The following is a 14,569-nucleotide window of genomic DNA, read 5'->3' on the forward strand; positions in this document are numbered from 1 at the left end:
GGTCGTGAAGGAGGCACCATGCTCGTCTGTGACGCACCCGCTCGGCCGGTAGGCTCGACCCCAATGGATGACATCGACCGCACGGCTGACTCAGCCAGTGCCGACGAGACCCCGGAGCAGCGCCAGGCGCGCTTCGAGGCCGACGCCCTGCCCTACCTCGACCAGCTCTACTCGGCCGGCCTGCGGATGACCCGCAACCCGGCCGATGCCGAGGACCTCGTGCAGGAGACGTTCGCCAAGGCGTTCTCGTCGTTCCACCAGTTCCGGCCGGGCACCAACCTCAAGGCCTGGTTGTACCGGATCCTCACCAACACCTACATCAACTCCTACCGCAAGAAGCAGCGCCAGCCGCAGCAGGTCAGCGAGGACATCGAGGACTGGCAGATCGCGGCGGCCGCGGCGCACACCTCGGCCGGCCTGAAGTCGGCCGAGATGGTCGCGCTGGAGCACCTGCCCGACTCCGACGTCAAGGACGCCCTGCAGGCGCTGCCCGAGGACTTCCGCTACGCGGTGTACCTCGCCGACGTCGAGGGGTTCCCGTACAAGGAGATCGCCGAGATCATGGACACGCCCATCGGCACCGTGATGTCGCGGCTGCACCGGGGGCGCCGGCAGCTGCGCGAGCTGCTCGCCGACTACGCCCGTGACCGCGGCATGGCGGTCGCGGCTCCGGAGGTGACGTCATGACGTGCGACGGACCTGACTGCGGCGACGCGCTGCAGAATCTGTACCTGTTCATCGACCGCGAGATCGATGACGCCTCCTGCGAGGAGGTCCAGTCGCACCTCGACAGCTGCAGCGACTGCCTGACCGAGTACGACCTCGAGCAGGTCGTGCGCAGCCTCGTCTCGCGCTCCTGCCAGGAGGCGGCGCCGGAGCCACTGCGTCAGAAGGTCCTGCAGTCGATCCGCGCCGTGCAGGTCGAGATCGACGGTGCCCGGGTCACGCGCACCACGGTCACCGAGACCCGCATCATCGAGTAAGCCGGTGCTGAACGACGAAACCCCCGCCAGAGTGCGGGGGTTTCGTGTCTCACACAGAAGTCACGCGTTGGGGCGCTTGCCGTGGTTCGCGCCCTTCTTGCGGCGTGCGCGGCGCTTGCGTCCGGTCTTGCCCATGGGATCCTCCTCGAAGAATTGACCCCCCATGGTCGCACAGGTCAGAGGCGGGCGAGGAACCGCTCCCGGTCGACCACGGCCCGCACCACGGTGCCGCTCGCGACGACGGTGCCGCCGTCGCGTGCCTCGACGGCGAACGTCGCGCTGCGCTCGGTCCGCTCCGTGACCTCTGCGTGCACCTCGATCATCGCGCCGACCGGCGACGGGGCGAGGTGACGGACGTCGACGTGGGTCCCGACGCTCGTGAGCTGCGGCTCCAGCTCCAGCGCGGCCATGGTGGCGGCCTCGCACCACGCGATCACGACGGGGGTGCCGAGGACGTCCAGATCGCCGCTGCCCACCGCGCGGGCGGTGTCGTCGGCGGTGACGGTGCGGGTCAGGTCGGCCATGCGGGCGAGTCTAGGTGCCGGACCACGCGTGCCAGAGCGTCGCGTAGCGGCCGCCGGTCGCGACGAGCTCGTCGTGCGTGCCCTGCTCGACGATGCGGCCGTGGTCCATCACGACGACCCGGTCGGCGCTCTGCGCCTGCGTGAGGCGGTGGGCGACGACGAGCGCGGTGCGTCCGCGGACGATCTGCGACGCGGCGACCTCGAGATCGCGGGCGCCGGAGGACCCGGCCTCGGCGGTGGCCTCGTCCAGGACCACGTAGGGCGGGTCCAGCAGGACGACGCGCGCGAGGGCGAGCTGCTGCGCCTGGGCGCTCGTGAGGGCGTGGCCGAAGCTGCCCACCCGGGTGTCGAGCCCCTCGGGGAGCGACGTGACCCACCGACGTGCCCCGACGACCTCGAGCGCGGCCAGCAGCGCCTCGTCGTCGGCCTGGGGGGCGGCCAGGGACAGGTTCTCCCGGAGGGAGCCGGTGAAGACGTGCACCTCCTGGCTCACGACGGCGACGTGACGGCGCACGGTGGCGCTGCCGAGCTCGTCGACGGCGCGACCTGACAGGAAGGTCCGGCCGGAGGTGGGGGAGGCCAGGCCGGCGGCGATCGCAGCGACGGTCGACTTGCCGGCCCCGCTCGCGCCGACGACAGCCACCCGTTCGCCAGGCTCCACGACGAGGTCGACCCCGTGCAGGACCGGGGTGCCGGGCTCCCACTCGTGGCCGACGCCCCGCAGCTCCAGGCGGGCCGGCGCGCCGAGCGCCTCGGCGCGGTCGTCGTGCTCGGGCAGCAGCGCGACGCCGGCCAGCCGGGTCAGCGAGGCTCCGGCGGACTGCACGTCGTCGAACACGAAGAGCACGCCGCCGATGGGGTTGAACAGCCGGTGGAAGTAGAGGGCCGCCGCGGTGGCCGCGCCGACCGTGACGACGTCTTCCCGCACGAGCACGAAGCCGGCCGTCAGGACGATGACGACGCCGATCGCCTCGGCCCGGTTCATGCGGGCGCCGTACCGCATGAGCACCCAGAACGTGCGGAGCGCGAGCTCGCGGGCGTTGACCGAGGTGCGGTCGATCTCCCCCAGGGCCGGCGCCTCGCGAGCGAAGGCGCGGATCGTCGGGGCGTGCTCCAGGGTCGACATCAGCGCCTCGGCGCGCTCGCCCTGCGCGACCCGCTCGGCGCGGTACACGGGACCGGACCGGGGCAGGTACCAGCGCAGCGCGGTGACGTATCCCGGCACCGCGAGCGCGCCGGCCAGGCCGAGTCGCCAGTCGAGCGCGAACAGGCCGCCGGCCGTGAACACGATGGCCGTGAGCGAGGTCAGCAGCAGGGGCACGGCCTCGTCGAGCGAGTCGGTCACGGTACGCACGTCGTCGCCGACCCGGGCCATGACGTCGCCCGTGCCGGCCTTCTCGAGCTGGCCGGAGTCGAGGTGCAGCGAGCGGTCGAGCACGTCCTCACGCAGGTCGGCCAGCACGGGGATCGTGGCCTGGGCGAGCGCCGCGACGGCGGCGGCCGCGGCGACCGCCCCGACGGCGGCGGCGACCACGATCGCCAGCACCGGCACGGTCAGGTCGCCGGAGTCGCCACCGGCCTGGACCCGGTCGACGATCGCGCCGAGGGCCCGCGGCGCGACGATGCCGGCCGCTCCCGTGAGGAGGAACGCCGTGATCGCCAGAGCGGCCACGGCGGGGCGCCGGCGGAACCGGCGCACCAGGAGGCGGGCCGTGTCGCGGCCCGAGGCGATCGGCAAGAGCTCGCGCTGCGGGTCGTGCGCCCTCACCGGAGCACCTCCTCGCGGTACCTCGGGTCCTCCTGGAGCACGTGGTGCGGCGCGACCCGGACGACGCGTCCCTCGCGGATCCAGACGACGTGGTCGGCCGCGGCCAGGAGCGTGGGCGAGGTCGTGACGACGAGCGTCGCGGTGTCACGACCCAGTCGGGACTGCAGCCCGGTCGCGATCTGCTGCTCCGTGACCGCGTCGATCGCCGTCGTGGGGTCGCGCAGCACCAGGACGGGTGGCGCGACGGCGAGCGAGCGGGCGAGGGTGAGGCGCTGGCGCTGGCCGCCCGACAGGCTGCTGCCGCCGGACCGGACGGCGTGGTCGAGGCCGTCCGGGTGCGCCGCCACGACGTCGTGGCCCGCTGAGGCGGTCAGGACCTCGTCGAGCGTGGCGGGGTCGAGGGTGCCGTCGGGGTCGATCGCCGTGCGGATCGTCCCCTCGGGCGGGCTCGCCTCGTGCGGGACGACCAGCAGGGTCGCGCGGCGGTCGGCCGCCGCCAGCGACCGCAGGTCGACGCCCGCGATCGTGACGGCACCGCCGTCGGGGCGGACGGAGCCGTCGAGCAGCCCGATGAGCGAGTCGGCGCTGGCGGGGCGGTCGCACACGACGGCGACGAGCTGACCCGGCCCGCAGGTCAGGTCGACCTCCGTGAGGGAGCTCGTCGTGGCGCGGCGGAGCCGGAGCTCGCGCGGGACGCCCGCCGGGAGCCGGTCGGGGCCGTCGAGGATCAGGACGGGACTCGCCAACGCCGTGTGCAGGCGTCGGGCCGAGGCCGTGCTCGCGGCGAACTGGGCCGTGAGCGCGCCGAGCAGCGCGATCGGCTCGGCCAGGAACTGGGTCAGGCCGACGATCGCGACGAGCTCGCCGAGCGTCAGGTCGCCCTCCATCGCCTTCGAGCCGGCGAGCCAGGCGACGACGGCCAGGAAGAGGCCGGAGACCACCGTGGTCAGGCCGGTCATGTAGCCCCACGACCGGGCCGTCACGATGCTCGAGGCGCGGGCCGCACGACTCGACGCGCGGTAGCGGCCGCTCGCGGCGTCCTCGGCACCGATGCCCTTGATCGGGCGCAGCCCGGCGACCAGGTCGCCGCCGAGACCGGCGACCCGGGCGATCGCCGCCTGCTCGCGCTCGGTCCGGCGCGCGACGACGGGGGAGACCAGCTGCGTGATGCCCACCGTGATCGGGACGCCGAACAGGATGACGAGCGCGAGCGTGACGTCGGTGCGGGCGAGGTACACCGCCGTGGCGCCGACCGTGACGACCGAGGCCACCGTGAAGCCGAACTGGCGCACGAGCAGCGAGACCTTGTCGGCATCGGCCGTCGCGAGCGACAGCCACTCACCGGCCAGCTTCGGGTCGTCGGCGGGCAGGACCGCCTGGCCGGCGACCTCGAGCCGGATGCGGTGCGACTCGAGCTGCACCGCGCGGTTCATGAACGTCGCCCCGAACCGGTAGCCGTAGCTCAGGAAGGTGAAGATGACGGCGATCGCGAGGCACGACAGCAGGAACGGCCCGAGGTCGCCGGTCTCGACGCCGACGTCGATCGTGACGCCGATCATGACCGGGACGAGGGCCTCGCACAGCTGCCACAGCACGATCAGCGGGGTGCCGCACGCGATCAGGCCCGCATTGCGGGTGAGCGGTCCGAAGAGGATCTGCCGGGAGGTGCGCACCGTCGCCGGTGCCGTGCTGCTCTCCGTCCCCACCTGATGAGGCTACCCTCACCTGAACCGTGGGGGCAGAATGGGGGCGTGCCAGCCACAGGGATCCGCGAGCTCGAGGTGCTCCGGCGGGAGGTCGTCACTCCGCGCATGGTGCGCGTCGTCCTCGGCGGCCCCGGGCTCGCGGGCTTCGCGAGCACCACGGCGCCCGACGAGCACGTCAAGCTCGTGTTCCCCGACCCCGACGGGACGACGCGGCCGCCGGTGCTGGGCGACGACGGCGAGACCCTCGTCTGGCCGCGACCGTTCCCCGAGAACCGCGAGTACACGATCCGCCGGTTCGACGAGGCGGCCGGCGAGGTGTGGATCGACTTCGTCGTCCACCCCGGCGGACTGGCCTCCGACTGGGCCCAGCAGGCCGAGCGCGGCGAGTCGCTCTGGGTCGCCGGTCCGCGTCCCTCCGACCCGGTGCCGCCCGAGCTCGACCACCACGTGCTGCTGGCCGACCACACCGCGCTGCCGGCGGTGGCCCGGTGGCTCGAGGAGCTCCGCGACGGCGTCGACGCCCAGGTAGCCGTCCTCGTGCCCGATGCCGCTGAGGAGCAGGACCTCGCGGTCCGCCCCGGGGTGTCGGTCGTGTGGCTGCACCTCGACGACCCCGACGTCGCTGCCGCAGGCGATGACGTACTGGGCCGCCACCTCGACGCCCTGGACCTCCCCGGCGACGGGCGGGTGTTCCTCTGGGCGGCCGGAGAGGCCGGCGTGCTCAAGCCGGTCCGTCGCTGGGCCCGGGCCCACGGTTTCGCCCGCGGCACGTGCGACATCGCCGGCTACTGGCGCAAGGAGCGCACCACCGCCGTCCGCACCACCCGCCGCTGAATTGCCGCTCGCGAGAGAGTTTGTTGGTGGTCAGGAGAGAGTTTGTTGGTGGTCACGGGCGAGTTTGTTGCTGCCGGACGCGCCCGAGCTAGATGCCGAAGGTGGCCCGCGGGTAGGCGGCGTCGACGTCGGTCAGCACGTTGACGAGGTACGGGACGCCGGAGGCGAAGGCGCGGTCGATCGCCGGACCGATCTCCTTCGGGTCGCTCACGAGCTCACCGCCGCCGCCCAGCGCCGTGACGACCTGGTCGTACCGGGTGCCCGGCGCAAGGTCGGCGGCGACGTCGTAGCCGTAGAGCATCTGCATCGGGCCCTTCTCCAGGCCCCAGGCGCTGTTGTTGCCCACGATCATGACGACCGGCAGGTTGTGGCGCACGAGCGTGTCGACGTCGATCAGCGACATGCCGGCGGCGCCGTCGCCGAACAGCAGCACGACCTGGCTCGACGGACGCGCGATGCGGGCCGCCATCGCGGCGCCGAGGCCGGCGCCGAGGCAGCCGTAGGGGCCCGGGTCGAGCCATCCGCCCGGGCGGCTCGGCTCGACGAACTTGCCGGCGAAGGAGACGAAGTCGCCGCCGTCGCCGATCACGACCGCGTCGTCGGCCAGGCGGGGCAGCAGCTCGCCGTAGATGCGCGCGGGGTGGATCGGGTCGGCGGTGGCGGTGAGCAGGGCATTGTCGCGCTCCACACCGGCCTTGACCTGGTCCTGCAGGTCGGCGAGCCACGCCGACCAGTCGGGCTTGGCCCCGGTCGAGGACTGCAGGCCGGCGAGCACGCCGTCGAGGACGCGCGTCAGGTCACCCGAGGCGCTCGCGGCCAGCTCGGCGTGCGTGGAGACCTGCGCGGGGGAGTCGGCCAGGTGGACGACGCGCGCCGGCGTCGTGTCGTCCTTGCCGCCGAACACGCCGTAGCCGAGGCGGAAGTCGAGCGGGGTGCCCACGACGACCACGAGGTCGGCACCGCCCAGCGCGGCCGAGCGGGCCTTCGTGACCAGCTGGGAGTGGCCGCCGGGCACGATGCCGCGGCCCATGCCGTTGGCGATGACGGGGATGCCGGTCTCGGTCACGAGCCGCAGGGCGGCGTCCTCCGCGCCGTCGGCCCACACGTCGGTGCCGAGGATCAGCAGCGGACGCTCGGCCTTCGCGAGGAGACCGGCGACCTTCGCCACCGCGCCTGCGTCCGGCTCGATCGGGTCGGCGGGGCCGGTGACGGTGTGCCGCGCCGCGGTGTCGAAGAACTGGTCCATCGGGACGTCGAGGAAGGCCGGCCCGCGGTGCGAGGAGCCGGCGACGCGAAAGGCCTCGTCGACGGTGGGGCCGATGTCGGCGGTCGTGCGGGCGGTCGTGGAGAGCGCCGTGATGGTCTGCAGGATCGGCGGGTGGTCGAGCTCCTGCAGGCTGCCCTGCCCCCAGCGGTTCTCGGGCGCACGGCCGCCGATCACGACGAGCGGGGAGCCGGCGAACTGCGCCTGGGCGATGGGGCTGACGCCGTTGGTGACACCGGGGCCGGCCGTCAGCACCGCGAGGCCCGGGGTGCGGGTGAGCTTGCCGATGGCCTCGGCCGCGAACACCGCCGAGGGCTCGTGGCGGACGTCGATGATGGGCATCGGCGGGTCGGCGTTCACGGCACCGTCGTACATCGGGAAGACGTGCGCGCCCGAGAGCGTGAACATCGCCTCGACGCCGTGTGCCCGCGCGACCTCGGTCGCGATCACCCCACCATGTACCGGCTCGTCAGTCATGTGACGGAGGTTACAAGGTGGTGGGGCGGGTGGTGGGCACCGGCGTGCGGGACGTCGGACGGTACAGCCACGGGCTCTCGGCCCGGATCTGGTCGAGCACCGCGAGCAGCAGGTCGGCGCGGTCGGCCGGCTGCTCGGCGAAGAGGTCGACGTCGCCGCGCAGGTCCGGTCGGCCTTGCACGCCGAGCGCGAGCTGCAGGTGCAGGGCGCGCAGGAACGCCGAGGTGTTGCGGGCCTCCGTGGTGGGCCACTCGGCGTCGAGGTGACCTCGGGTGCGTGGGGGCTGCAGCCCGGCACCGAGTCGCGCCAGCCACGGCTCGACCAACGACGTGTCCAGCGCGTTGCGGTGCAGCAGGGTCATGACGGCGAACGCCAGTCGGTCGTCCTCGCCGTGCCGCCAGGCGTAGGCGGTGGGCGCCAGGACGCGGTCGGCCACGACGTCGAGCAGGACCGTGAGCTCGAGCGCGCCGAAGTGCCGCGAGCGCGCGAGAGCGGCGAGCAGGTCGGCGCCGTGGGCGATCGCGTGCGCCCAGCCGATCTCCGGGATCCAGCCGCGGTGGTCGAACTCGCGGACGTACCAGCTCGTCGCCGCATCGCCCCAGGCCAGCACCGACGCGGACTGCACGAGGCCGACGTCGTTGTCGCGGCCGACGATCTCGGCGAGCATGAGGGCGCTGTAGGAGCGGCGGATCACCGAGGAGTCGCCGTCGTGGCCCAGCCCGTGGCCCAGGCCCGAGACGATCCCGTCACCGAGCCCGCTGAGCAGGTCGTCGTACACGCCGCGCTGCAGCCAGGCGGTGAGGATGGGGTACGCGAGCTCCTCGCGCAGCCGCGGCGACGGGTCGCCGAGCATCTGCACGAGCTCGGCGGTCATCTCGTCGAGCGGCCGGTCGGTGGGGACGTCCATGCCCGTGGTGCGGATGGACAGCCAGGTCGACTCGGACATCGCCCCCATCGTGCCACGTACGCTGGACCCGTGGGCCAGCTCGAGGACATGACGCGCTCGCGGAGCACCGTGTCCGCCGAGGACGCCCGCTGGCTCTACGCGCTCGTCGCCGACTGGCAGCTGATCGCCGATCTGGCCTTCTCCGACCTGGTGCTGTGGGTGCCGGAGGCGGAGGAGGCGGGGGTCTGTGCCGTCGCTCAGGTCCGCCCGACGACCGGTCCGACGGCTCTGCTGGAGGACGTCGTCGGGGTGTCCCTGCCGTCGGGGTCGGCTCCTCTCGTCGAGCGTGCCCTGACCGAGGGCGTCACGGTCGACGGCGAGGTCGACGACGCGGGCCGGTCGACGCAGTACGTGCCGGTGCGTCACGGCAGCCGTGTCGTGGCGGTCGTCGAGCGCCGCCGGGAGGCGCCCGGCCTGCGCAGCGCCGGCGCCCTGGAGTCGGCCTACCTGGACGTCGCGGGTGACCTGCTCGAGATGATCCGCACGGGAAAGTTCCCGGAGTCGGCCGACCGGTCGGCGGTCGTCGACCTGCTGCGGGTGGGTGACGGGTTCGTCCGGACCGAGCCCGACGGTCTGGTGCGCTTCGCCAGCCCGAACGCGCTCTCGGCGTACCGGCGGCTGGGCCTCGTGGGCGACCTCGTCGGCACCCGGCTGGTCGACGTCACCGCGGGCCTGATGGACCGTCGCACGCCGCGGCACGCCGTTCCCGGCCTCCTCGTGGGACTCGAGGGCGGATCGGGCGAGCTCGAGAACGCGGCCGCCTCGCTGCGGGTGCGTCGCATCCCGCTGACCTCGTCGGGCCGTCCGGCCGGAGCACTGATCCTGCTGCGCGACGTCACGGAGCTGCGCCTGCGTGAGCGCGAGCTGATGACGAAGGACGCGACGATCCGCGAGATCCACCATCGCGTCAAGAACAACCTGCAGACCGTCGCGGCCCTGCTGCGCCTGCAGGCGCGGCGCATGTCGACCGACGAGGCCCGTCACGCTCTCCAGGAGGCGGAACGCCGGGTCGGCTCGATCGCGCTGGTCCACGAGACGCTGAGCCAGTCGTTCGGCGACGTGGTCGACTTCGACGACATCGCCGACCGGCTCCTGCGGACGGTGCTGGACGTCACGGGGGAGCGGTCGATCCACGCGACCCGCATCGGCTCGTTCGGTCAGCTCTCGGGCGACGTCGCGACGCCGCTGTCGATGGTGCTGACCGAGCTGATCCAGAACGCCGCCGAGCACGCCTTCGGGGACGAAGGTGGGCAGATCACGGTGGCGGCCAATCGCATCCGCGACCGGATCCGCCTGCGCGTGAGCGACGACGGGGTGGGCATGCCCGAGGGATTCCGTACGGGCGACAGCCTCGGACTGTCGATCGTCACGGCGCTCGTGCAGACCGAGCTCGACGGGACGCTGACGTTCGAGCAGCGGCCGAGCGGGGGCACGACCGTCTCGATCACGCTGGACGCGTGAGGCGCGAGCGGGTCAGGCCGTGCGGATGCGGGCACGGGCGTTGCGGCGCTTCAGCGCGCGGCGCTCGTCCTCGCTGAGACCGCCCCAGACCCCGTGGTCCTGACCGGACTCCAGGGCCCAGGTGAGGCACTGGTCGCTGACGTCGCACCGGCGGCAGACGAGCTTGGCCTCCTCGATCTGCATGATCGCGGGGCCGGTGTTGCCGATGGGGAAGAAGAGCTCCGGGTCCTCGTCGAGGCAGGCCGACTTGTGGCGCCAATCCATGGCGGATGCTCCTTCCCGAGTACTTCGGGTAGCGATGTGAAAAGTAAAGTCTGGCGCGGGGGATCTTGTCCAGGTGTCCGAGGGGAAATCCCCGGTGAACGCGCCTGGTCATCATGGTTTCAACAAACCGGACTGTTTACAAGGATGTAGCAATCCGGATCGTGTCTGATCGGTCACACAGGCCGTCCTCACTCGCTGCCCGGAGCGGGTTCCGTAGGCTGTCGGGGTGTCCGAGTCCTGGTCCCCGACCGTCCGTCGTCTGCTCGCCGTAGCCGCCGTCGTGGTCACGCTGGAGGCGGCGGCGGTCATCGCGCTGGCGGTCGCCGACCTGGCCTCGATCGACGGGGGTCGTATCGCGATCGGCGTCGGCGTCGCGGTGTTCTTCCTGCTCTACGGCGGCACGCAGCTCGTGGCCGCCGTGCTGCTGCTGCGAGGTCGCGCGGGGGCCCGCGGCCCGATCGTGGCCACCCAGCTGCTCCAGCTGCTGATCGCCTGGAGCCTGCGCGACGTCGACGCGGACGTCCTCGTGATCCGCCACCTCCCGCTCGGCGCCGGCCTGGCGGCGATCCTCGTGCTCGTCTGCGTCCTCGCGCCCCCGGTCAACCGCGCCATCGCGGAGCGGGAGGCCACCGATGGGGTCTGATCGGCGGCAGCACCGGCCTGTGGCACGATGGTCGCCGGGCACGACCTGCCCCGTTCCGGGCGCTTCGCGCCTCCTGCTCCGCCGAGGCTCGATCCCTCCGGTGTCCTGAGCCGCACGACTCAGTCGTTCCCTTCTCCCAGACTCGAGCCCTACTTCAGACATGGTTGCCACCGACATCGACATCACGACCCCGCTCGACCCCGACGACCCCGTCTTCTCGCTGCACCGCGGCGGGAAGATGGCGATCGCCGCAACGGTCCCGCTGCGCGACGCCGCCGACCTCTCCATGTCGTACACCCCGGGGGTCGCCCGGGTGTGCGAGGCGATCCACACCGACCCGGAGATGGCCCACGAGTACACGTGGGTCTCCAACACCGTCGCCGTCGTGACCGACGGCACCGCGGTCCTGGGGCTCGGTGACATCGGTGCTGCGGCGTCGATGCCGGTCATGGAGGGCAAGGCCGTGCTGTTCAAGCAGTTCGGCGGTGTCGACGCGATCCCGATCGCCCTGGCCACGACCGACGTCGACGAGATCGTCGACACCGTGGCCCGGCTTGCTCCCTCCTTCGGCGGCATCAACCTGGAGGACATCTCGGCGCCGCGGTGCTTCGAGATCGAGCAGCGGCTCATCGAGCGCCTCGACATCCCGGTGTTCCACGACGACCAGCACGGCACCGCCGTCGTCACGCTGGCGGCGCTGATCAACGCGGTGCGGCTCACCGAGCGCGACATGGGCGAGCTCAAGGTCGTCATCTCGGGCGCGGGCGCGGCCGGTGTGGCGATCATGAAGATTCTGCAGGCCGCGGGTGTGCGCCGCATCCAGGTCACCGACCGCGCGGGCGTGATCCACGCCGGCCGCACCGACCTGAACGCCGCGAAGCAGTGGATCGCCGACCAGTCGGCCGACTACGCCCGTCCGGGCACGATCGTCGACGCCCTGCACGGGGCCGACGTCTACATCGGGGTCTCCGGCGGCACGACGCCCGAGGAGGGCATCGCCCAGATGGCGCCGGACGCGATCATCTTCGCGATGGCCAACCCGACGCCCGAGGTCCACCCGGAGGTCGCCCACCGCTACGCCCGCGTCGTGGCCACGGGTCGCTCGGACTTCCCGAACCAGATCAACAACGTCCTGGTGTTCCCGGGCATCTTCCGCGGTGCGCTCGACGTGCGGGCCACCCGCATCACCGAGGGCATGAAGCTGGCCGCTGCCCAGGCGATCGCCGACCTCGTGGGCGACGACCTGCACGAGGGCTACGTCATCCCCTCGCCGTTCGACCCGCGCGTGGCCCAGGCCGTGTCGCGGGCCGTCACCGACACCGCCCGCCGTGAGGGCGTGGCGCGCCGCCCGTACTGAGCCGTCTCCGCACCGAAGACAAGAAGGGTCTGACTCGCATGTTCGCCGTCTACGCCGGAACCATCAACCCCGACGACCCGTTGGCCGGACTCGTCGTGGGGGAGCGCCCCGAGCCCGAGGTGCCGGACGGCTGGACGACGGTCACGGTCAAGGCAGCCTCGATCAACCACCACGACGTGTGGAGCCTGCGCGGCGTGGGCTTGAAGGCCGAGTCGCTGCCCATGATCCTCGGCTGTGACGCGGCGGGGTACGACGAGGAGGGCAACGAGGTGCTCGTGCACTCGGTCATCAGCGACCCGTCGTGGCGCGGTGACGAGACGCTCGACCCGAAGCGGTCGCTGCTCTCGGAGCGGCACCCGGGCACGTTCGCGGACCAGGTCGCGGTCCCGCGCCGCAACGTCGTGCCGAAGCCGGCCGGCCTGTCGTTCGAGGAGGCCGCGTGCCTGCCGACCGCGTGGCTCACGGCGTACCGCATGCTCTTCACGCAGTCGGACCTCAAGCAGGGCGACACGGTGCTCGTCCAGGGCGCCGGCGGTGGTGTCGCGACCGCGCTCATCTCGCTCGCGCGCGCGGCGGGCTTCCGCGTCTATGCCACGAGCCGCGACGAGGACAAGCGCGCCAAGGCCCTCGAGATCGGGGCGCACGAGGTCTTCGAGTCCGGCGCCCGGCTCCCCACCAAGGTCGACGCGGTGATGGAGACTGTGGGTGCTGCCACGTGGTCGCACTCGGTGCGCTCGATGCGTCCGGGCGGCACGATCGTGATCTCCGGTGCCACCTCCGGTGACGCGCCCCCGGCCGAGCTCACGCGGATCTTCTTCCAGCAGATGCGCGTCCACGGCTCGACGATGGGCACCCGCGACGAGCTGCACCGGCTGGCGCAGTTCCTCGACGTCACGGGCCTGCGTCCGTTGATCGACTCGGTCATCCCGATGGAGCAGGCGGCCGACGGCCTGGCCAAGGTCATCGACGGCTCGCTGTTCGGCAAGATCGTCCTGACGCGCTGATCCGCCGGCGATCCGCCGGCGCGGCTACTGCCCGGACCTGACGTGCATGCGCTCGCCCTGCGGGCCGAACAGGCCGAGGATCTCGGCGGGGATGTCGCCACGGTTGGCCACGACGTGGGGGATGCGGGTGTCGAACTCGACGACCTCGCCCGGCCCGACGTCGGTGACCTTCCCGGCGAGCTCCAGGTGCAGGCGACCGGACAGGACGTAGATCCACTCGTAGCCCTCGTGCACCCCTGGTTCGTAGGGCTCGGGCGGGTCGTGCGGCGGGATGATGATCTTGAAGGCCTGCAAGCCGCCCGGGCGTCGCGTCAGCGGGATGAAGGTGCGTCCGTGACGCACGACGGGCTTGGCGCGGACCCGTGGGTCGCCGGTCTCGGGAGCGTCGACGAGCTCGTCGAGCGGCACCTGGTGCACGCGCGAGAGCGGCAGCAGGAGCTCCAGGGTCGGGCGGCGCTGGCCTGACTCCAACCGCGAGAGCGTGCTGACGGAGATGCCGGTGTCGTCGGCGAGGTCGGCGAGGGTCGCGCCCCGGGCGACGCGCAGGGCACGCAGTCGTGGTCCCACGCCGTCCAGCACCTGCTCGATCTGCTCGTCCATGGATCCGACCTTGCCATATCGGCAAAGAAAGTTGCCGGAAGGCGCTTGTCGGGAGGAGAGTGGCGACATGAGCCAGCACCAGCACGATCATGACGACGCCCCCGACTACTTCGAGCAGGCCGGCTGGGACGAGCGCTACTCCGGCCCCGAGAAGATCTGGAGCGGGAAGCCGAACCCGCAGCTCGTCGCCGAGGTGTCAGGCCTGACGCCGGGCACCGCGATGGACCTCGGCTGCGGGGAGGGCGGCGACGTCATCTGGCTCGCGCAGCAGGGCTGGACCGTGACCGGTGCCGACTTCTCGCCCGAGGGTCTCGCCCGCGCGTCGCGGCACGCCACGGAGGCCGGGGTGGGCGACCGCACCGACTGGTGGCAGGTCGACGCCCGGATCTTCGACGCCGGCGGCCGGCAGTTCGACCTCGTGACGACGCACTTCCTGCACCCCGGTGGCGCGATGGTGGACGTCGTCGGACGGCTGACGGCTGCCGTCGCCCCCGGAGGTCACCTGCTCGTCGTCGGCCACGCCCCGTCGGAGGTGTTCGAGCAGCTCTCCCGCAAGCAGCACGACGCCATGTGGCACGCGGCCGACCTGCTCCCCGCGTTGACCGACGACTTCGAGGTGCTCGTCGTGGAGGACCGGCCGCGAGTCGCGGAGCGCGATGGGACGACGACGGAGATCGAGGACGCGACCCTGCTGGCCCGGCGCCGCTGATCACCCCGGTGGTCGAGTGCTCGCGAGCT

15 protein-coding genes are annotated in these 14,569 nt (G+C 72.4%); 8 read left to right on the forward strand and 7 right to left on the reverse strand.

The features are described 5' to 3' along the window. The first annotated feature begins 63 nt into the window (after window positions 1-63). A complete protein-coding gene (locus KAG51_RS09365; protein ID WP_290582950.1) occupies window positions 64-687 on the forward strand; it encodes a sigma-70 family RNA polymerase sigma factor in 624 nt (207 codons plus the stop codon). Beyond that, window positions 684-983 (forward strand): mycothiol system anti-sigma-R factor, encoded by a 300-nt coding sequence (rsrA, locus tag KAG51_RS09370; protein WP_290582952.1) that lies wholly within the window; start codon window positions 684-686, stop codon window positions 981-983. Before KAG51_RS09365 ends, rsrA begins: the two co-directional genes overlap by 4 nt. 176 nt (window positions 984-1,159) lie before the next feature. On the opposite strand, the gene KAG51_RS09375 is transcribed toward rsrA, so the two are convergent. Genes KAG51_RS09375 through KAG51_RS09385 form a run of 3 tightly spaced genes read right to left on the reverse strand, consistent with a single transcriptional unit; the run spans window position 1,160 to window position 4,981 of the window. Beyond that, window positions 1,160-1,507: a hotdog domain-containing protein gene (locus KAG51_RS09375; RefSeq protein WP_290582954.1), complete on the reverse strand. Its 348-nt coding sequence runs from the start codon at window positions 1,505-1,507 to the stop codon at window positions 1,160-1,162. 10 nt (window positions 1,508-1,517) lie between these two features. Next, window positions 1,518-3,275 (reverse strand): ABC transporter ATP-binding protein, encoded by a 1,758-nt coding sequence (locus KAG51_RS09380; protein WP_290582956.1) that lies wholly within the window; start codon window positions 3,273-3,275, stop codon window positions 1,518-1,520. Then, a complete protein-coding gene (locus tag KAG51_RS09385) occupies window positions 3,272-4,981 on the reverse strand; it encodes an ABC transporter ATP-binding protein (protein ID WP_290582958.1) in 1,710 nt (569 codons plus the stop codon). The genes KAG51_RS09380 and KAG51_RS09385 overlap by 4 nt, the downstream gene beginning before the upstream one ends. A gap of 45 nt (window positions 4,982-5,026) precedes the next feature. Here KAG51_RS09385 and KAG51_RS09390 point away from each other — a divergent pair, with 45 nt between their 5' ends. Beyond that, window positions 5,027-5,815 carry a siderophore-interacting protein gene (locus KAG51_RS09390; RefSeq protein WP_290582960.1) on the forward strand — a complete coding sequence of 263 codons (789 nt, stop codon included), beginning with the start codon at window positions 5,027-5,029 and terminating at the stop codon, window positions 5,813-5,815. A gap of 88 nt (window positions 5,816-5,903) precedes the next feature. On the opposite strand, the gene KAG51_RS09395 is transcribed toward KAG51_RS09390, so the two are convergent. Together KAG51_RS09395 and KAG51_RS09400 are read right to left on the reverse strand one after the other, a co-directional pair. After that, complete coding sequence (locus tag KAG51_RS09395) at window positions 5,904-7,556, reverse strand: acetolactate synthase (protein WP_290582962.1); 1,653 nt, start codon at window positions 7,554-7,556, stop codon at window positions 5,904-5,906. 10 nt (window positions 7,557-7,566) lie between these two features. Further along, window positions 7,567-8,502, reverse strand: a complete 936-nt coding sequence (locus KAG51_RS09400) for a DUF2785 domain-containing protein (RefSeq protein WP_290582964.1) — start codon at window positions 8,500-8,502, stop codon at window positions 7,567-7,569. Window positions 8,503-8,532: 30 nt separating this feature from the next. On the opposite strand from KAG51_RS09400, the gene KAG51_RS09405 reads away from it, so the two are divergent. After that, entirely contained in the window at window positions 8,533-9,963 is a 1,431-nt protein-coding gene (locus KAG51_RS09405; RefSeq protein ID WP_290582966.1) for a sensor histidine kinase, read from the forward strand. Window positions 9,964-9,975: 12 nt separating this feature from the next. On the opposite strand, the gene KAG51_RS09410 is transcribed toward KAG51_RS09405, so the two are convergent. After that, complete coding sequence (locus KAG51_RS09410; protein WP_290582968.1) at window positions 9,976-10,227, reverse strand: WhiB family transcriptional regulator; 252 nt, start codon at window positions 10,225-10,227, stop codon at window positions 9,976-9,978. A 226-nt stretch (window positions 10,228-10,453) separates the two neighbouring features. Between KAG51_RS09410 and KAG51_RS09415 the strand changes: the two genes are divergently transcribed. From KAG51_RS09415 to KAG51_RS09425, 3 genes are all read left to right on the forward strand, one after another. After that, entirely contained in the window at window positions 10,454-10,870 is a 417-nt protein-coding gene (locus KAG51_RS09415) for a hypothetical protein (RefSeq protein ID WP_290582970.1), read from the forward strand. A 160-nt stretch (window positions 10,871-11,030) separates the two neighbouring features. After that, complete coding sequence (locus KAG51_RS09420) at window positions 11,031-12,227, forward strand: NADP-dependent malic enzyme (RefSeq protein WP_290582972.1); 1,197 nt, start codon at window positions 11,031-11,033, stop codon at window positions 12,225-12,227. A gap of 38 nt (window positions 12,228-12,265) precedes the next feature. Further along, window positions 12,266-13,231, forward strand: coding sequence for a zinc-binding dehydrogenase (locus KAG51_RS09425; protein WP_290582974.1), 966 nt, complete (start codon window positions 12,266-12,268; stop codon window positions 13,229-13,231). A 24-nt stretch (window positions 13,232-13,255) separates the two neighbouring features. Here the strand turns inward: KAG51_RS09425 and KAG51_RS09430 are convergent, their stop codons facing one another. Then, on the reverse strand, window positions 13,256-13,831 hold the full coding sequence (locus tag KAG51_RS09430; RefSeq protein WP_290582976.1) for an XRE family transcriptional regulator: 576 nt from the start codon (window positions 13,829-13,831) through the stop codon (window positions 13,256-13,258). Window positions 13,832-13,898: 67 nt separating this feature from the next. Between KAG51_RS09430 and KAG51_RS09435 the strand changes: the two genes are divergently transcribed. Beyond that, complete coding sequence (locus KAG51_RS09435) at window positions 13,899-14,540, forward strand: class I SAM-dependent methyltransferase (RefSeq protein ID WP_290582978.1); 642 nt, start codon at window positions 13,899-13,901, stop codon at window positions 14,538-14,540. The last annotated feature ends 29 nt before the right edge of the window (window positions 14,541-14,569 follow it).

The organism is Aeromicrobium sp. (genome assembly GCF_023146395.1).
Taxonomy (GTDB): domain Bacteria; phylum Actinomycetota; class Actinomycetes; order Propionibacteriales; family Nocardioidaceae; genus Aeromicrobium.

What these genes read in the sequence shown, in the direction of transcription:
- KAG51_RS09420 (WP_290582972.1), top strand. Translation starts at nt 11,031, where the DNA reads ATGGTTGCCACCGACATCGACATCACGACCCCGCTCGACCCCGACGAC.
- KAG51_RS09410 (WP_290582968.1), bottom strand. Translation starts at nt 10,227, where the DNA reads ATGGATTGGCGCCACAAGTCGGCCTGCCTCGACGAGGACCCGGAGCTC.
- KAG51_RS09400 (WP_290582964.1), bottom strand. Translation starts at nt 8,502, where the DNA reads ATGTCCGAGTCGACCTGGCTGTCCATCCGCACCACGGGCATGGACGTC.
- KAG51_RS09365 (WP_290582950.1), top strand. Translation starts at nt 64, where the DNA reads ATGGATGACATCGACCGCACGGCTGACTCAGCCAGTGCCGACGAGACC.
- KAG51_RS09430 (WP_290582976.1), bottom strand. Translation starts at nt 13,831, where the DNA reads ATGGACGAGCAGATCGAGCAGGTGCTGGACGGCGTGGGACCACGACTG.
- KAG51_RS09395 (WP_290582962.1), bottom strand. Translation starts at nt 7,556, where the DNA reads ATGACTGACGAGCCGGTACATGGTGGGGTGATCGCGACCGAGGTCGCG.
- rsrA (WP_290582952.1), top strand. Translation starts at nt 684, where the DNA reads ATGACGTGCGACGGACCTGACTGCGGCGACGCGCTGCAGAATCTGTAC.
- KAG51_RS09375 (WP_290582954.1), bottom strand. Translation starts at nt 1,507, where the DNA reads ATGGCCGACCTGACCCGCACCGTCACCGCCGACGACACCGCCCGCGCG.
- KAG51_RS09425 (WP_290582974.1), top strand. Translation starts at nt 12,266, where the DNA reads ATGTTCGCCGTCTACGCCGGAACCATCAACCCCGACGACCCGTTGGCC.
- KAG51_RS09435 (WP_290582978.1), top strand. Translation starts at nt 13,899, where the DNA reads ATGAGCCAGCACCAGCACGATCATGACGACGCCCCCGACTACTTCGAG.